This window comes from Kluyvera sp. CHPC 1.2972 (genome assembly GCF_036759925.1).
Taxonomy (GTDB): Bacteria; Pseudomonadota; Gammaproteobacteria; order Enterobacterales; family Enterobacteriaceae; genus Kluyvera.
The window spans coordinates 14,322-31,927 of record NZ_JAPKIB010000008.1; the positions used below are offsets into that span (position 1 = coordinate 14,322).

Sequence of the window (17,606 nt, forward strand, 5' to 3'; positions counted from 1 at the left end):
TTGCTTGTTAACTTCAGTATAGAAGTCAGCAAGCAAAATCCACTCAGCGAGTGTTGGTTATAAGAAAGGCCCCACCGAGGTGGAGCCTTCATTTTACGCGTTTTTAATCGCGATTTCAGTCAAATCTATTAGATAGATTGAGTGAAAGTACGGGTAATAACGTCCTGCTGCTGTTCTTTAGTCAGGGAGTTAAAACGTACTGCGTAGCCAGATACACGGATGGTCAACTGAGGATATTTCTCAGGGTTTTCCATCGCGTCGAGCAGCATTTCGCGGTTCATAACGTTAACGTTCAGGTGCTGACCGCCTTCGATAGACGCTTCGTGGTGGAAGTAACCGTCCATCAGACCAGCCAGGTTGGTTTTACGAACGTCGTCGTCTTTACCCAGAGCGTTAGGAACGATAGAGAAGGTGTAAGAGATACCATCTTTAGCGTAAGCAAACGGCAGTTTAGCAACGGAAGTCAGAGAGGCAACAGCACCTTTCTGGTCACGACCGTGCATTGGGTTAGCACCTGGGCCGAATGGCGCGCCAGCGCGACGACCGTCTGGGGTGTTACCAGTTTTCTTACCATAAACCACGTTAGAGGTGATGGTCAGAACAGACTGAGTTGGGATAGCGTTACGGTAAGTAGTCAGTTTCTGAATTTTCTTCATGAAACGTTCTACCAGGTCAACCGCCATGTCATCGACGCGAGCATCGTTGTTACCAAACTGCGGGTATTCGCCTTCGATTTCGAAGTCAACAGCCAGACCGTTTTCATCACGAATCGGTTTAACTTTCGCATATTTGATTGCAGACAGGGAGTCAGCAGCAACGGACAGACCGGCGATACCACACGCCATGGTGCGGATAACGTCACGGTCGTGCAGCGCCATCAGAGAGGCTTCGTAGCTGTACTTGTCGTGCATGTAGTGGATGACGTTCAGCGCGGTGACGTACTGTTTAGCCAGCCAATCCATGAAGTGGTCCATACGATCCATGACTTCGTCGTAGTTCAGAACGTCGCCTTTCATTGGCTCAGTTTTAGGACCAACCTGCATTTTCAGTTTTTCATCAACGCCGCCGTTGATGGCGTACAGCATGGTTTTCGCCAGGTTTGCACGTGCGCCGAAGAACTGCATTTGTTTACCAACGATCATTGGGCTTACGCAGCAAGCGATAGCGTAATCATCGTTGTTAAAGTCAGGACGCATCAGGTCATCGTTCTCGTACTGCAGAGAAGAGGTGTCGATGGACACTTTAGCGGCATATTTTTTGAACGCCAGTGGCAGTTTCTCAGACCACAGAACGGTGATGTTCGGCTCTGGAGAAGGACCCATGGTGTACAGGGTGTTCAGGAAACGGAAGCTGTTTTTGGTAACCAGAGTACGGCCATCAACGCCCATACCTGCGATAGATTCAGTCGCCCAGATTGGGTCGCCGGAGAACAGTTCATCATACTCAGGGGTACGCAGGAAGCGAACCATACGCAGTTTCATGACCAGGTGGTCAATCATTTCCTGAGCGTCTTGCTCAGTGATTTTGCCTGCTTTCAGGTCACGTTCGATGTAGATATCCAGGAAGCTGGAGGTACGACCGAAGGACATTGCCGCGCCGTTCTGAGATTTAACCGCAGCCAGGTAGCCGAAGTAAGTCCACTGGATAGCTTCCTGAGCGTTGGTAGCCGGACCAGAGATGTCGTAGCCGTATTTAGCAGCCATCTCTTTGATCTGACCCAGCGCACGGTGCTGTTCAGAGATTTCTTCACGCAGACGGATAGTCGCTTCCAGGTTTACGCCGTTTTCCAGGTCAGACTGCAGAGACAGGAACTGTGCGTATTTGTCTTTCATCAGGAAGTCGATACCGTACACCGCGATGCGACGGTAGTCACCGATGATACGACCACGGCCGTAAGCATCTGGCAGACCAGTCAGAACGCCAGATTTACGGCAGTTCAGAATGTCTTTGGTGTAAACATCGAATACGCCCTGGTTATGGGTTTTACGGTATTCGGTGAAGATTTTTTTGATCATTGGATCCAGTTCGCGATCATACGCTTTGCAGGAACCTTCGATCATTTTGATGCCACCGAACGGGATAAGAGCACGTTTCAGTGGGGCTTCAGTCTGCAGGCCAACGATTTTTTCCAGCGACTTATTAATGTAGCCAGCGTCGTGGGAAGTGATGGTTGAAGCTACGGCGGTGTCAAAGTCAACTGGCGCATGGGTGCGGTTTTCCAGTTTAACGCCTTCCATAACGCTGTCCCACAGCTTGGTGGTCGCTTCAGTAGCGCCAGCCAGGAAGGACTCGTCACCCTCATACGGAGTGTAGTTTTTCTGGATGAAGTCACGTAAGTTTACTTCATTCTGCCAATCACCTTTGGTAAAACCTTCCCAGGCTGCGGCTAACTTTTCATTAAGTTCGGACATGTAACACCTACCTTCTTAAGTGGACTTTTTATTTACTGCCTGGAGCAATCGTCAATTAATGACGGTCACCGCCACGCAGGTAAATGACCCAGTATGTCAACCCAACCAGCAAACCGCCGCCGATGATGTTCCCGATAGTGACGGGAATCAGGTTATCGGTGATGAAGTGCATCACGGTCAGGTGAGAGAAACTTTCCGGAGTAGAACCGATAGCGGTCCAGAATTCCGGGCTAGCAAAATCGCGTATTACGATACCCATTGGGATCATAAACATGTTTGCGATACTGTGCTCAAAACCGCTGGCAACGAACATGGCAACCGGTAAAACCATAATCATGGCTTTATCCATCAGGCTGCGACCAGAGTAGCTCATCCACACTGCCAGGCAGACCATCAGGTTCGCCAGGATGCCGAGAGCGACGGCTTCGATAAATGTATGGTGCATTTTGTGGTCAGCGGTTTGCAGGACGTTAAGCCCCCATCCGCCGTTGGCCGTCATGTACTCGCCGGACAGCCACATCAGCATCACGAAGAGCAAGCAGCCAATCAGGTTACCAACATAGACGTTGAGCCAGTTTTTCGCCAATTGACCCCAGGTAATGCGGCCGCTGGCTTTCGCCACCACGATCAGCACGGTAGAGGTAAAGAGGTCTGCGCCACAAATCACGCAAAGAATTAAGCCCAAGGAGAAGCAAATACCACCAATGAGTTTCGCGATGCCGAATGGCATACCTGCGGTACCCGTGGTTGCGGTAATGTAAAAAACAAAAGCAATCGAGATAAAGACGCCCGCAGTAATCGCCAGATAAAAGGTTTTCAGCGGATGCTTGGTTGCTTTATAGACACCCGCTTCTTCGGCAACTTTGGCCATCGCAGCAGGAAGGAGTAGATCAAAAGGGTTGTCAGCTTTCACACTAACTCTCTCTTTTTATTTAATCGGCGACGAGATACTAACAAAGCATTATAGATGAGAATTTGATATAGATCATATCTCGCCTGGCTTATAGGCCTGAAGAACGAATGGTTTTTCAACGATCTCAGGGTAAGTGTTTGAGCTATAAGATAAAAATAATTTTTAAGATTTGCAAATTCAGTTGAATTTTTTCTTTACCCTTCATTTTACTCGTTAATTAAAATGGAGTAATGATCGGGCAAATTAACAACAAACGTAAGCTACTAAATATAGTATTTACTTATATTTAACTTTATTTTCACACATTCGCGAGGCGAAGCGCGAAAATAAAAAAAGGGGCCATCAATTGGCCCCGTAATATAGCGTAGACGGTACGTTAAACCTACTTTTTCTGCGGGAAAAGCCTTATTTCGCCCAGAAAGCGGCTTTCGCACGCTGCAGCTTTTCGTAAGCCTGCAACAGCGACTGATGCGCCGGGAAGGCTTCCAGAGAACCGTCTGCTGGCTGCAGGCCGTAGAAGGCCTCTTCACCGCTCAGTGCCGCGCTGGCCGCTTCAACGGCGTCTGCACCGTACATACGTACAAACGCGTTCAGGTACTGCAGCGGCTCACGCTCTTCTTCCTGAGACAGCAGCAGCAGCGTCTGCAGGCAGCGGTAGTAGTTGGCGCGCTCAGGGCTGAATACTGACGCGTTGAACTCCATGGTCCACTCGGTCCAGATCAGCGCCTGCTCGAGATCGCCACCCGCCAGTGCCAGCATTGCTTTCAGCTCGCCCACGCGCAGGGTAGACCAGCCGTTATTCGGGCCAGTCGCCAGGCCCAGCAGTTCACGTACGCGGGTGAAATCGTCCAGACCTTCGTCATCCATCTGTTCGATCAGATTCAGATACTCTTCTTTTTCCCACTCGCTACCCGGCAGGGAGAGAATGGTGTCACGCAGATGGCTGCCCATATTGTTATTGGCGAGCCACAGATCTTCTGCCGGATAGATATCGGACATGCCCGGTACGATGATGCGGCAAGCGTAAACGCTCAGGTGCTCGTAGTCGGCAATGTACACTTCTTTATCTTCTTCTTTGAAGATAGCCATCAGGGTGGCGAACTCTTCTTCGGTGGTGCCTGAGAAATTCCAGTCGGCAAACGGGTAGTCTGCATCCTGTTTGAACATATCCCAGGAAATCAGACCACTGGAGTCGATGAAGTGGGTTTCGAGGTTGGTGTGTTCTGCTACTTCTTCATCGTCGAAGGTTGGCGGGGTGAACACATCGAGATCTTTCAGGCCGCGGCCCTGCAGCAGTTCGGTGACCGTACGTTCCAGCGCGACGCCGAAATCAGGGTGGGCACCGAAGGAGGCGAAGCAGGTGCCGTTGGCTGGGTTGAACAGTACCACGCAGATAACCGGGTATTTACCACCCAGGGAACCGTCGTAAGCGAAGATTGGGAAACCTTCCGCTTCCAGCGTTTTGATGGACTCAACGACGCCTGGGTAGCGCGCCAGCACCTCGGCCGGGATTTCCGGCAGGCTGATGCTTTCCGCGATGATGCGGTTTTTCACGTAGCGTTCGAAGACCTCCGACAGACCCTGAACGCGCGCTTCGTTGCGGGTGTTGCCCGCAGACATGCCGTTAGAGACGTACAGGTTGGCCACGATGTTCATCGGGATATAGATGGTTTCACCGTCTGACTGACGGGTGAATGGCAGGCCGCATACGCCGCGATCGTCGTTGCCGGACTGCAGATCAACCAGCATGCTGGCGGTCAACTGATCGTCAGGATCGTAGAAAGCGCGCAGGCGAGCGTCGAGCAAACCTTCCGGTACTTCATCGTCGTCGGTCAGCGGGAACCATTTTTCGTTCGGGTAGTGAACGAACGGGTCGTTAGCGATTTTGTCGCCCAGCCAAAAGTCAGCGAAGAAATAGTTGGTGGAGAGACGTTCAAAATACTCGCCCAGCGCGGAGGCCAGCGCGGCTTTTTTGGTTGCGCCTTTACCGTTGGTAAAGCACAGAGAGCATGCCTTATCACGAATATGCACCGACCAGACGTTAGGAACCGGGTTCAGCCAGGAAGCTTCTTCAATATCGAAGCCCAGGTCGAGCAGCTTTTGCTGGAAGCGAGCGATGGAATCTTCCAGTGCGGCATCTTTGCCGGGAATATAGGTTTGCGTCATAGCAATCTCTTTTGTCGTACGGAAAGCGCGCAATGATACGGGGTTTGCATGACAATCGCTATACGCTTCATCCTTCAAGTTGTCTCTGCGTTGGCTGCGCTCGTTCACCCCAGTCACGTACTTATGTACGCTCCTGGGGATTCACTCCCTTGCCACCTTGATACAACTTGAATGATTTTGCGTAGAAACTTCATCCAGCAAATACAAATAGCGGAATAGACCATTTTGTTTCGTCAAGTCGATAGATTCTGTTGTGTGATTCTCTACGCATTTTTGCCCTGTGCGGGATTATCCGTTGCGGGCTGTGTCACTGAATGATAAAACCAATAGCCACAGGAATAACTTATGCCCACGCGTTTGATGACGCGCGAGGCATGCGGTCAGACAACATTGCAATGTGGTGAGGGTTATGGCTCAGGTTTTTAATTTCAGTTCAGGTCCGGCAATGCTTCCGGCAGATGTCCTTAAACTGGCGCAAAAAGAACTTTGCGACTGGAACGGATTAGGCACGTCGGTAATGGAAGTTAGCCACCGCGGTAAAGAGTTTATCCACGTGGCAGAGGAAGCAGAAAAAGATTTCCGCGACCTGCTTAACATCCCTTCCAACTACAAGGTTCTGTTCTGTCACGGTGGTGGACGCGGGCAGTTCGCGGGCGTACCGCTGAACATTCTCGGCGACAAAACCACTGCGGACTACGTTGACGCAGGCTACTGGGCGGCAAGCGCGGTTAAAGAAGCGAAAAAATACTGCACCCCTCATGTCATTGACGCCAAAGTGACCGTTGACGGTAAGCGCGCGGTGAAACCGATGCGCGACTGGCAGCTCTCTGATAATGCGGCTTACCTGCACTACTGCCCGAACGAAACCATCGACGGCATTGCCATCGAAGAGACGCCAGACTTTGGTAAAGACGTGATTGTTGCCGCTGACTTCTCCTCAACCATTCTTTCGCGCCCAATTGACGTGAGCCGCTACGGTGTCATCTACGCTGGCGCACAGAAAAACATCGGCCCGGCGGGCTTAACCCTGGTTATCGTGCGTGAAGACCTGCTGGGTAAAGCGCACGTTGCTTGCCCGTCTATTCTCGACTACACCGTGCTGAACGATAACGACTCCATGTTCAACACGCCGCCGACCTTCGCCTGGTATCTGGCAGGTTTAGTCTTCAAGTGGCTGAAAGAGCAGGGCGGGGTTGCCGCAATGGACCGTATTAATCAGCAGAAGGCCGATCTTCTGTATAACACCATTGATGGCAGCGATTTCTATCGTAACGACGTGGCAAGTGCCAACCGTTCGCGTATGAACGTGCCGTTCCAGCTGGCGGACAGCGCGCTGGACAAACTGTTCCTCGAAGAGTCCTTTGCGGCGGGTCTGCATGCGCTGAAAGGCCACCGCGTGGTGGGCGGGATGCGTGCTTCTATCTACAACGCCATGCCGCTGGCAGGCGTACAGACGCTGACGGAATTCATGCAGGATTTCGAGCGTCGTCACGGTTAATCTGGCTTTTTTTATTCATCCCCACGGCCTGTCCGTGGGGTTTTTACTTCTGTTTTTGAGAGTTGAGTTTCATGGAATCCCTGACGTTACAACCTATCGCGCGCGTCGATGGCACGATTAACCTGCCTGGTTCTAAAAGCGTGTCGAACCGCGCTTTGCTGCTGGCGGCGTTAGCGCGCGGCACGACCGTTCTGACTAACCTGCTGGACAGCGATGATGTCCGCCACATGCTGAACGCGTTGAAGGCGCTGGGAATTCAATACACCCTGTCTGATGACCGTACCCGCTGCGAAGTCACCGGCAACGCTGGCCCACTTCAGGCCTCCGGCGAACTGGAGCTGTTCCTGGGCAACGCCGGTACCGCGATGCGTCCGCTGGCGGCGGCACTGTGTCTTGGCACCAACAACATCGTCCTGACTGGCGAACCGCGCATGAAAGAGCGCCCGATTGGTCACCTGGTCGACGCACTGCGTCAGGGCGGCGCACAGATTGAGTATCTGGAGCAAGAAAACTACCCACCGCTGCGCCTGAAGGGCGGTTTTAACGGCGGTAGTGTTGAAGTAGACGGCAGCGTCTCCAGCCAGTTCCTGACCGCGTTGCTGATGACGGCGCCGCTGGCACCCCAGGATACGACCATCACCATTAAAGGTGATCTGGTCTCCAAACCCTATATCGACATTACGCTGCACCTGATGAAAACGTTTGGTGTTGAAGTGGAAAACCAGAACTATCAGCGCTTTATCGTGCGTGGTGGCCAGCAGTACGTTTCTCCGGGCCAGTATCTGGTCGAGGGCGATGCTTCGTCCGCTTCCTACTTCCTCGCCGCTGGCGCTATTAAAGGCGGTACCGTTAAGGTGACAGGGATTGGACGCTATAGCGTGCAGGGTGACATTCGCTTTGCCGACGTGCTGGAAAAAATGGGCGCGACCATCACCTGGGGCGACGACTTTATTGCCTGTACCCGCGGCGAACTGAATGCCATCGATATGGACATGAACCATATTCCTGATGCGGCGATGACAATCGCGACGGCAGCGCTGTTTGCGAAAGGCACAACCACGTTGCGCAATATCTACAACTGGCGCGTGAAAGAGACGGACCGCCTGTTCGCGATGGCAACTGAATTGCGTAAAGTTGGCGCAGAAGTGGAAGAGGGTGAAGACTACATTCGCATTACGCCACCGGCAGCGCTGAATTTTGCCGAGATTGGGACCTACAACGATCACCGTATGGCGATGTGCTTCTCGCTGGTGGCGCTGTCGGATACGCCGGTTACCATCCTTGATCCGAAATGCACGGCGAAAACCTTCCCGGACTATTTCGAACAGCTGGCGCGTATCAGTACGTTAGCCTAACGCTGTCATTCCTCAGTAAAACGCCGACATCCTGCCGGCGTTTTTTTTCGGACTTTTTACACTCCCATCGCAATGCTACTCTTTTATTCGTTTAACTAATTGATATTTTTATAATTAATCAATGGATGATTCATATGAAGAATACAAAGCTATGGCTGGCGCTTGCTATATCAACCACGCTGTTGGCAGGGTGTAAAAACATGAACGGTCTCGACGGCAATAAGATTGCGAGCTCGGGGCTTTCGGCCTACAAAGCGGCTACGCTGACTGATGCTGATGCGAAATCTCTCGCCAATCAGGGATGCAAAGAGATGGACAGCGGGAATCAGATCGCAAGTGCGAAAAGCAAGTATGGCAAACGTCTGGCTAAAATCGCTAAAGCGCTGGGGAACAACATTAATGGCACGGTGGTTAACTACAAGGTCTATATGACCAGCGACGTCAATGCCTGGGCAATGGCGAATGGCTGCGTACGCGTCTACAGCGGTCTGATGGATATGATGACTGATAACGAAGTGGAAGGCGTGCTGGGGCACGAGTTGGGGCACGTCGCGCTGGGCCACTCTCTGCAAGAAATGAAAGCGGCCTATGCCGTGGTAGCCGCCCGCGACGCGATTTCAGCCACCAGCGGTGTCGCTTCCCAGCTTTCCCGCTCGCAGTTAGGCGATGTCGCGGAAGGGGCGATTAATGCGAAATTCTCCCGTGAGAAAGAGTCAGAGGCTGATGACTTCTCCTACGACCTGCTGAAAAAACGTGGCATCAGCACTCAGGGCCTGGTGGGTAGCTTCGACAAACTGGCAAGCCTCGATTCCGGCCACACGAAATCCCTGTTTGACTCGCACCCGCCGTCAACGGAGCGTTCAGAACATATCAAAGAGCGCATTGCGGCTGACAAAAAGTAAATTATTGTCACTTTCCGGGCTGGCGTCGCACCAGCCCGCTATAATTATCTATTCCCCCGCTAATTCATGGACCTGATTTTGTCATTCTCAGACAGACAACAGTAACCGTCCGGCCCAGAGATGCGTATAATGCGCGGCGTTTACGTTGTATATGCCTTTCATTAAGGAGAAAGAGATGACGGCAATTGCCCCGGTAATTACCATTGACGGCCCTAGCGGCGCGGGTAAAGGCACGCTGTGCAAAGCAATGGCAGAAGCATTGCAATGGCATTTGCTGGACTCCGGCGCTATCTATCGCGTGCTGGCTTTGGCCGCGCTGCACCACCATGTGGATGTCGCATCTGAAGACGCGTTAGTGCCGCTGGCCGTGCATCTGGACGTACGCTTCGTCTCTACGGACGGCACGCTGGAAGTTATTCTGGAAGGCGAAGACGTCAGCGGTGAAATCCGCACTCAGGAAGTGGCCAATGCGGCGTCCCAGGTAGCGGCATTCCCACGTGTGCGTGAAGCGCTTTTGCGCCGTCAGCGCGGCTTCCGCGAAGCCCCTGGTCTGATTGCCGATGGTCGTGATATGGGCACCGTGGTGTTTCCGGATGCGCCTGTGAAAATTTTCCTTGATGCCTCATCGGAAGAACGTGCGCACCGTCGCATGCTACAGTTGCAGGAAAAGGGCTTTAGTGTTAACTTTGAGCGCCTTTTGGCAGAGATAAAGGAGCGTGACGACCGCGATCGTAATCGTGCTGTTGCGCCACTGGTTCCTGCGGCCGATGCTTTAGTGTTGGATTCCACCACCTTAAGCATTGAGCAAGTAATTGAAAAAGCGTTAGACTATGCGCGCCAGAAACTGGCACTCGCGTAAAACGCGACCGAATTTGCAGTACCCCCGTTGCAATGGATTGACAGCGGGTATGTGAAACAACCCCATCCGACATGGTGTCAGGTGGACGTTAATATTAACCTGAAGATTAAACATGACTGAATCTTTTGCTCAACTGTTTGAAGAATCCTTAAAAGAAATCGAAACCCGCCCGGGTTCCATCGTTCGTGGTGTTGTTGTTGCTATCGACAAAGATATCGTACTGGTTGACGCCGGTCTGAAATCTGAGTCTGCCATTCCGGCAGAGCAGTTCAAAAACGCCCAGGGCGAGCTGGAAATCCAGGTTGGTGACGAAGTTGACGTTGCTCTGGATGCAGTAGAAGACGGCTTCGGTGAAACCCTGCTGTCCCGTGAGAAAGCTAAACGTCACGAAGCTTGGATCACGCTGGAAAAAGCTTACGAAGAAGCTGAAACTGTAGTTGGTGTTATCAACGGCAAAGTTAAAGGTGGCTTCACTGTTGAGCTGAACGGTATTCGTGCGTTCCTGCCAGGTTCTCTGGTAGACGTTCGTCCAGTGCGTGATACTCTGCACCTGGAAGGCAAAGAGCTTGAGTTCAAAGTAATCAAGCTGGACCAGAAGCGTAACAACGTTGTTGTTTCTCGTCGTGCCGTTATCGAATCCGAAAACAGCGCAGAGCGCGATCAGCTGCTGGAAAACCTGCAGGAAGGCATGGAAGTTAAAGGTATCGTTAAGAACCTCACTGACTACGGTGCATTCGTTGATCTGGGCGGCGTTGACGGCCTGCTGCACATCACCGATATGGCTTGGAAACGCGTTAAGCACCCAAGCGAAATCGTAAACGTTGGCGACGAAATCACTGTTAAAGTGCTGAAGTTCGACCGCGAACGTACTCGTGTTTCTCTGGGCCTGAAACAGCTGGGCGAAGATCCATGGGTAGCTATCGCTAAGCGTTATCCAGAAGGTACCAAACTGACTGGTCGCGTGACCAACCTGACCGACTACGGCTGCTTCGTTGAAATCGAAGAAGGCGTTGAAGGCCTGGTTCACGTTTCCGAAATGGATTGGACCAACAAAAACATCCACCCATCCAAAGTTGTTAACGTTGGTGATGTAGTGGAAGTTATGGTTCTGGATATCGACGAAGAACGTCGTCGTATCTCCCTGGGTCTGAAGCAGTGCAAAAACAACCCATGGCAGCAGTTCGCGGAAACCCACAACAAGGGCGACCGTGTTGAAGGTAAAATCAAGTCTATCACTGACTTCGGTATCTTCATCGGCCTGGACGGCGGCATCGACGGCCTGGTTCACCTGTCTGACATCTCCTGGAACGTTGCAGGCGAAGAAGCAGTACGTGAATACAAAAAAGGCGACGAAATCGCTGCAGTTGTTCTGCAGGTTGACGCAGAACGTGAACGTATCTCCCTGGGCGTTAAACAGCTCGCAGAAGATCCGTTCAACAACTGGGTTGCTCTGAACAAGAAAGGCGCTATCGTTAACGGTAAAGTCACTGCAGTTGACGCTAAAGGCGCAACCGTAGAACTGGCCGACGGCGTTGAAGGTTACCTGCGTGCTTCTGAAGCATCCCGTGACCGCGTTGAAGATGCAACTCTGGTTCTGAGCGTTGGCGACGACGTTGAAGCTAAATTCACCGGTGTTGATCGTAAAAACCGCGCAATTAGCCTGTCCGTACGTGCTAAAGACGAAGCTGACGAGAAAGATGCAATCGCTACTGTTAACAACAAACAGGAAGAAGGCAATTTCTCCAACGCAATGGCTGAAGCATTCAAAGCAGCTAAAGGCGAGTAATCTTACGCATTCGGGTTTAACAACCTGAAATGTGATGAGTTTACTTGACAGATTGCAGGTTTAGGCCTGTAATCTAGCACAAAGGGCGGCTACGGCCGCCCTTGTTTAATAAGCTGTTAGCTAATTTTCCTTGAAAGGAAACCGGAGGAATCATGACCAAGTCAGAATTGATTGAAAGACTTGCCAGCCAGCAATCCCATATCCCTGCTAAGGCAGTGGAAGATGCGGTGAAAGAGATGCTGGAGCATATGGCTTCTACCCTGGCACAGGGTGAGCGCATTGAAATCCGCGGTTTCGGCAGCTTCTCTCTGCACTACAGAGCACCACGTACCGGGCGTAACCCGAAGACTGGCGACAAAGTGGAACTGGAAGGCAAGTACGTGCCGCACTTTAAGCCGGGTAAAGAACTGCGCGATCGCGCCAATATTTACGATTGAGTTTCTTCCGCCGTCTGGCGGTAAACTTGGTTGAGAAAAAAGCACCTGCGGGTGCTTTTTTCATGTCTACGGTTCGGCTTCGAACGGATATCTGGAATCCCTCCCGCATTTTTATTGTCACTTCTGCATGTTCTGAACATTCCTCTGAACCCGCCTCGCAGTTGGGATAATTGCCATGCGACAGTGAGACCTGCATGCACGACACTCCCGAAAACAAGGAGGTGTCGATGCGTTTACCTGGACTTGCCTGCTGCACGCTAGCTGGCATTTTTCCGCTGACCGTACTGCCAGATTTACCCTCTCTTAACACCGTCTATATCGCCATTCCGGCGCTGATAGCGCTGGGCTTTTGCGTGCCGTTAGGGAGAGCAATAAGCATTACTGGCCTGATATTTTGCTGGGGTGTACTGTCGGCGTGGCAGGTGCAATGGCCTGCTGAAGCTATCCCCGGCAAAAACCGCCAGGTTGAGATGGTCCTGACCCAGAGCGATGGGCAAACAACGCATCAGGGGACGATAACGCATCTGGATGGTCGACGCCTGATTGCCAGCCCCCTTATCACGCTGTATGGCAGCTATTTGCCGCAGCCGCCATGCGCGGGGCAGCGCTGGCGCATGACGATTCGCGCCAGGGCAGTGCATGGGCAGCTCAACGACGGTGGGTTTGACGCCCAGCGCTATGCTTTGTCGCAACACCGCCCATTGACTGGCCGCATGGTGACGGCACAGGTTCTGGATAGCCGCTGTAGCCTGCGCGCCCGGTATCTTGCTTCTCTGCAAACGACGTTGGATGGTTTTCGCTGGCGGGATGTGATGCTGGCGTTGGGTATGGGCGAGCGGCTGTCGGTATCGCCAGAGATTAAAACACTCATGCAGGAGACCGGAACGTCACACCTTATGGCGATTTCCGGGCTGCATATCGCGCTAGGAGCATCGCTCGGCTGGCTGCTTATTCGCGGTATCCAGTTTTTCCTGCCCGGTTGGCTTATCAGCTGGCGCTTGCCGCTGCTGGCCTCACTGGTTAGCGGGTTTGCCTATGCGTGGCTGACCGGAATGCAGCCTCCGGCGCTACGAACCGTGGTTGCGGCACTGCTCTGGTGTGCATTACGTCTCAGCGGTAGGCGCTGGACGGGATGGGAGGTGTGGCTTTGCTGTCTGGCGGCAATCGTATTTATCGCTCCTCTTGCGATACTGTCAGATAGTCTATGGCTGTCAGCATTTGCCGTCGCCACCCTCATCTTCTGGTACCAGTGGGCTCCGCTGCCAACGGAAGGCTATCCGCGCATACTGCGTCCGCTGGTGGGTCTTATCCATCTGCAACTGGGGCTTATGTTGCTGTTAGCTCCGTTGCAGATCCTGCTATTTCATGGCGTCAGCACGACGTCGCTTTTTGCAAACCTGATTGCGGTTCCGGTGGTAACGTTTGTCGCAGTGCCATTGATTCTTTTCGCGATGCTGATGCACCTATGCGGGCCAATAGCGGTGGAAATGGCAGCCTGGCACGCTAGCAATGGGGTCATGTCGGCGGTGTTTGGCTACCTGCGCTTGCTGCCTGCAGGGTGGTGGAATATCGGAAGCGCATGGTTAGGCGTATCCCTGTTGCCGTGGTTGGCATTGGCGTTGTGGCGATTAAATGGCTGGCTGCGGTATCCCGCGCTGGGGCTCTCATTGTGCGTGCTGCTCTCTTTTCCCATCTGGCGAAAAACGCCGCCAGACCGTTGGCAGGTCACCATGCTGGACGTAGGACAGGGGCTGGCGATGGTTATCTCCAGGGGGGATAAAGCGCTACTCTATGATACTGGCCTGGCATGGCCGGAGGGTAATAGCGGTGAACAGTTGATTATTCCCTGGCTACGCTGGCATCAACTCACGCCGCAGGGCATTATTCTCAGCCACGATCATCTGGATCATCGAGGCGGATTGTTGTCGCTGCAAAAAGCCTGGCCGCAGGTGTGGATTAAAAGCCCGTTGGGTTGGAAAGGGCATCAGCCCTGCGCTCGTGGCGAGCGCTGGCAGTGGCAGGGACTCACCTTTCAGGCGCTTTGGCCGCTGCCTGGGCAGCCAGCCAAAGGTAACAATGGTTCGTGTGTGGTCAGGGTGGATGATGGCAAAAACAGCATTCTGCTAACGGGAGATATTGAATTATCGGCAGAAATGGCCATGATTAGCCGTTTCTGGCAGCCTTTTGCGTCTACAATTATTCAGGTTCCACATCATGGTAGCTCGACCTCTTCGGGTATGGCACTGATACAACGGGTGGGCGGCGCTGCCGCTCTGGCTTCCGCATCCCGCTATAACGCGTGGCGACTGCCCTCTGCAAAGGTGAGGACGCGCTACCTCCAGCACCACTACGACTGGTTTGATACTCCGCATCAGGGGCAGATAACTGTGACATTCAGCGCGAATGGCTGGCGTATTGAAGGCTTACGAGATCAACTTTTACCTCGTTGGTATCATCAGTGGTTTGGCGAGACTCGCGATAACGGGTAGAATATGCGGCTATTTCAACACAAGCTGGTTTTTTGAATGCAGAACGACAAAGATCTCTCCACGTGGCAGACCTTCCGCCGACTCTGGCCGACTATAGCGCCGTACAAAGCAGGACTGATCGTGGCGGGCGTTGCGTTAATCCTTAACGCAGCCAGCGATACCTTCATGCTATCGCTTCTTAAACCGTTACTGGATGATGGTTTTGGTAAAACGGATCGCTCAGTGCTGCTGTGGATGCCGCTGGTCGTTATTGGTTTGATGGTCCTGCGTGGTATCACAAGCTACGTTTCTAGTTACTGTATCTCCTGGGTTTCCGGCAAGGTTGTGATGACCATGCGTCGCAGGTTATTCGGCCATATGATGGGAATGCCGGTCTCTTTCTTTGATAAACAGTCTACCGGTACGCTGTTGTCGCGTATTACCTATGATTCTGAGCAGGTTGCCTCCTCTTCATCAAACGCACTGATTACCGTAGTGCGTGAAGGGGCATCGATCATTGGTCTGTTCATCATGATGTTCTACTACAGCTGGCAGTTGTCGCTGATCCTCATTGTTCTGGCACCGATTGTGTCGATAGCTATTCGCGTTGTCTCTAAACGTTTCCGTAGCATCAGTAAGAACATGCAGAACACCATGGGCCAGGTGACCACCAGCGCTGAGCAGATGCTGAAAGGGCATAAAGAAGTGCTGATGTTTGGCGGCCAGCAAGTGGAAACCAACCGCTTTGATAAGGTCAGCAACAAGATGCGTTTGCAGGGCATGAAGCTGGTCTCTGCGTCCTCTATCTCTGACCCGATTATTCAGTTGATTGCATCGCTGGCGCTGGCATTCGTGCTGTATGCGGCGAGCTTCCCAAGCGTGATGGAAACCCTGACGGCCGGTACCATTACCGTGGTCTTCTCTTCCATGATTGCTCTGATGCGTCCGTTGAAATCGTTAACCAACGTCAACGCGCAGTTCCAGCGTGGTATGGCGGCCTGTCAGACGCTGTTCTCTATCCTTGATAGCGAGCAGGAAAAAGACGAAGGCAAGCTGGACGTTGAACGTGCGAAAGGCAACGTTGAATTCCGCAATGTGACTTTCACCTACCCGGGTCGTGAAACTCCGGCGCTGAAAAATATCAACCTGGCTATTCCAGAAGGGAAAACGGTCGCTCTGGTAGGGCGTTCAGGTTCAGGTAAATCGACCATCGCCAGTCTGTTGACCCGTTTCTACGACATTGATGAAGGTGAAATCCTGCTCGATGGTCACGACCTGCGCGAGTACAAGCTGACTTCGCTACGTAATCAGGTTGCGCTGGTATCGCAGAACGTGCACCTGTTCAATGATACGGTCGCGAACAATATTGCCTACGCTCGAACCGACGAGTTCAGCCGTGAGCAGATTGAAGAAGCCGCCCGCATGGCCTACGCAATGGACTTTATCAATAAAATGGATGACGGTCTGGATACGATCATCGGTGAAAACGGCGTACTGCTTTCCGGCGGTCAGCGTCAGCGTATCGCCATTGCGCGCGCGCTGCTGCGCAACAGCCCAATCCTGATCCTTGATGAAGCAACCTCGGCGCTGGATACTGAATCCGAACGTGCGATTCAGGCCGCCCTCGACGAACTGCAGAAAAACCGTACGTCGCTGGTGATTGCTCACCGTCTGTCGACCATTGAACAAGCTGACGAAATTATCGTGGTTGAAGATGGTCGTATTGTGGAACGCGGTAGCCATGCTGATCTGTTGGCGCATCGCGGTGTCTACGCACAGCTGCATAAAATGCAGTTTGGCGAATGATAGCGAAAATCTGGTCTGGCGAATCGCCGCTTTGGCGTTTGCTGCTACCGCTCTCCTGGCTATATGGCCTGGTGAGCGGCATCATTCGCCTGTGCTACCAGCTAGGCATTAAGAAATCCTGGCGTGCGCCGTGTCCGGTGGTTGTGGTGGGAAACCTCACGGCGGGCGGCAACGGCAAAACGCCGGTGGTTATCTGGCTGGTGGAGCAGCTCCAGCGTCAGGGGATTCGCGTTGGCGTGGTGTCACGCGGTTACGGCGGTAAAGCGGAGCATTATCCGCTGCTATTAGCCGCTGAAACCACCACGGCGCAGGCGGGCGATGAACCCGTGCTGATTTTCCAGCGCACCGGCGCGCCCGTGGCGGTCTCTCCGGCGAGAGTCGATGCGGTGAAAGCGTTACTGGCGGCTCATGACCTCCAGCTTATCGTCACTGATGATGGCCTACAACACTACCGCCTCGCGCGGGATAAAGAGATTGTGGTTATCGACGGCGTGCGCCGCTTTGGTAACGGTTGGTGGCTTCCTGCGGGGCCGATGCGTGAGCGGGCGTCAAGACTGGAAACGGTGGATGCCCGTATCGTAAACGGCGGCAACGCGCAGTCGGGTGAAATTCCGATGACGCTGCAGCCCGGCGATGCCATTAATCTGCTGACCGGCGAACGCCAGTCTGTCTCGAACCTGCAAAATGTGGTGGCGATGGCCGGTATTGGTCATCCCCCGCGCTTTTTTACCACGCTGAATGCCTGTGGCGTGAACCCGGTTCGTACGGTTGCATTAGCGGATCATCAGGCGTTGACCGAAGCGGATGTTCAGGCGCTGGTTGAGCCGGGGCAAACGCTTATCATGACGGAGAAAGACGCGGTCAAATGCCGTCACTTTGCGCAGGAAAACTGGTGGTATCTGCCGGTCGATGCCGTACTTTCCGGCGACCGCGCGCAGACGCTGCTTCAGGAACTGATCACCCTCGCTCGACGCTAAACGGCGGCGGGCTATCATCTGGGGAGCC

Annotated in this window: 12 protein-coding genes; 9 read left to right on the forward strand and 3 right to left on the reverse strand. The window is 53.0% G+C overall.

The features are described from left to right. Nucleotides 1-128 precede the first annotated feature (128 nt). From pflB to ycaO, 3 genes are all read right to left on the reverse strand, one after another. Nucleotides 129-2,411, reverse strand: a complete 2,283-nt coding sequence (pflB, locus tag V6944_RS13915) for a formate C-acetyltransferase (RefSeq protein WP_333499381.1) — start codon at nt 2,409-2,411, stop codon at nt 129-131. A gap of 55 nt (nt 2,412-2,466) precedes the next feature. Beyond that, nucleotides 2,467-3,324, reverse strand: a complete 858-nt coding sequence (focA, locus tag V6944_RS13920; protein ID WP_333499382.1) for a formate transporter FocA — start codon at nt 3,322-3,324, stop codon at nt 2,467-2,469. 405 nt (nt 3,325-3,729) lie between these two features. Beyond that, on the reverse strand, nt 3,730-5,490 hold the full coding sequence (gene ycaO / locus V6944_RS13925; RefSeq protein WP_333499383.1) for a 30S ribosomal protein S12 methylthiotransferase accessory factor YcaO: 1,761 nt from the start codon (nt 5,488-5,490) through the stop codon (nt 3,730-3,732). Between the two features lie 409 nt (nt 5,491-5,899). On the opposite strand from ycaO, the gene serC reads away from it, so the two are divergent. The 9 genes from serC to lpxK all read left to right on the forward strand — a co-directional run bounded on the left by serC (nt 5,900) and on the right by lpxK (nt 17,578). Further along, nucleotides 5,900-6,988, forward strand: coding sequence for a 3-phosphoserine/phosphohydroxythreonine transaminase (serC, locus tag V6944_RS13930; RefSeq protein WP_333499384.1), 1,089 nt, complete (start codon nt 5,900-5,902; stop codon nt 6,986-6,988). Between the two features lie 71 nt (nt 6,989-7,059). Beyond that, entirely contained in the window at nt 7,060-8,343 is a 1,284-nt protein-coding gene (aroA, locus tag V6944_RS13935) for a 3-phosphoshikimate 1-carboxyvinyltransferase (RefSeq protein ID WP_333499385.1), read from the forward strand. A gap of 134 nt (nt 8,344-8,477) precedes the next feature. Then, a complete protein-coding gene (locus V6944_RS13940) occupies nt 8,478-9,245 on the forward strand; it encodes a M48 family metallopeptidase (RefSeq protein ID WP_333499386.1) in 768 nt (255 codons plus the stop codon). Nucleotides 9,246-9,420: 175 nt separating this feature from the next. Continuing rightward, entirely contained in the window at nt 9,421-10,104 is a 684-nt protein-coding gene (cmk, locus tag V6944_RS13945) for a (d)CMP kinase (RefSeq protein ID WP_185666567.1), read from the forward strand. 112 nt (nt 10,105-10,216) lie between these two features. Continuing rightward, the gene (gene rpsA / locus V6944_RS13950; protein WP_185666566.1) at nt 10,217-11,890 is read left to right on the forward strand and encodes a 30S ribosomal protein S1; all 1,674 of its coding nucleotides are present in this window, start codon (nt 10,217-10,219) and stop codon (nt 11,888-11,890) included. A 152-nt stretch (nt 11,891-12,042) separates the two neighbouring features. Then, nucleotides 12,043-12,327: an integration host factor subunit beta gene (gene ihfB, locus V6944_RS13955; protein WP_015965094.1), complete on the forward strand. Its 285-nt coding sequence runs from the start codon at nt 12,043-12,045 to the stop codon at nt 12,325-12,327. A gap of 227 nt (nt 12,328-12,554) precedes the next feature. After that, nucleotides 12,555-14,816 (forward strand): ComEC family protein, encoded by a 2,262-nt coding sequence (locus V6944_RS13960; RefSeq protein ID WP_333499387.1) that lies wholly within the window; start codon nt 12,555-12,557, stop codon nt 14,814-14,816. Nucleotides 14,817-14,852: 36 nt separating this feature from the next. Beyond that, on the forward strand, nt 14,853-16,601 hold the full coding sequence (gene msbA, locus V6944_RS13965; protein ID WP_333499388.1) for a lipid A ABC transporter ATP-binding protein/permease MsbA: 1,749 nt from the start codon (nt 14,853-14,855) through the stop codon (nt 16,599-16,601). Next, nucleotides 16,598-17,578, forward strand: a complete 981-nt coding sequence (gene lpxK / locus V6944_RS13970) for a tetraacyldisaccharide 4'-kinase (protein WP_333499389.1) — start codon at nt 16,598-16,600, stop codon at nt 17,576-17,578. Before msbA ends, lpxK begins: the two co-directional genes overlap by 4 nt. The last annotated feature ends 28 nt before the right edge of the window (nt 17,579-17,606 follow it).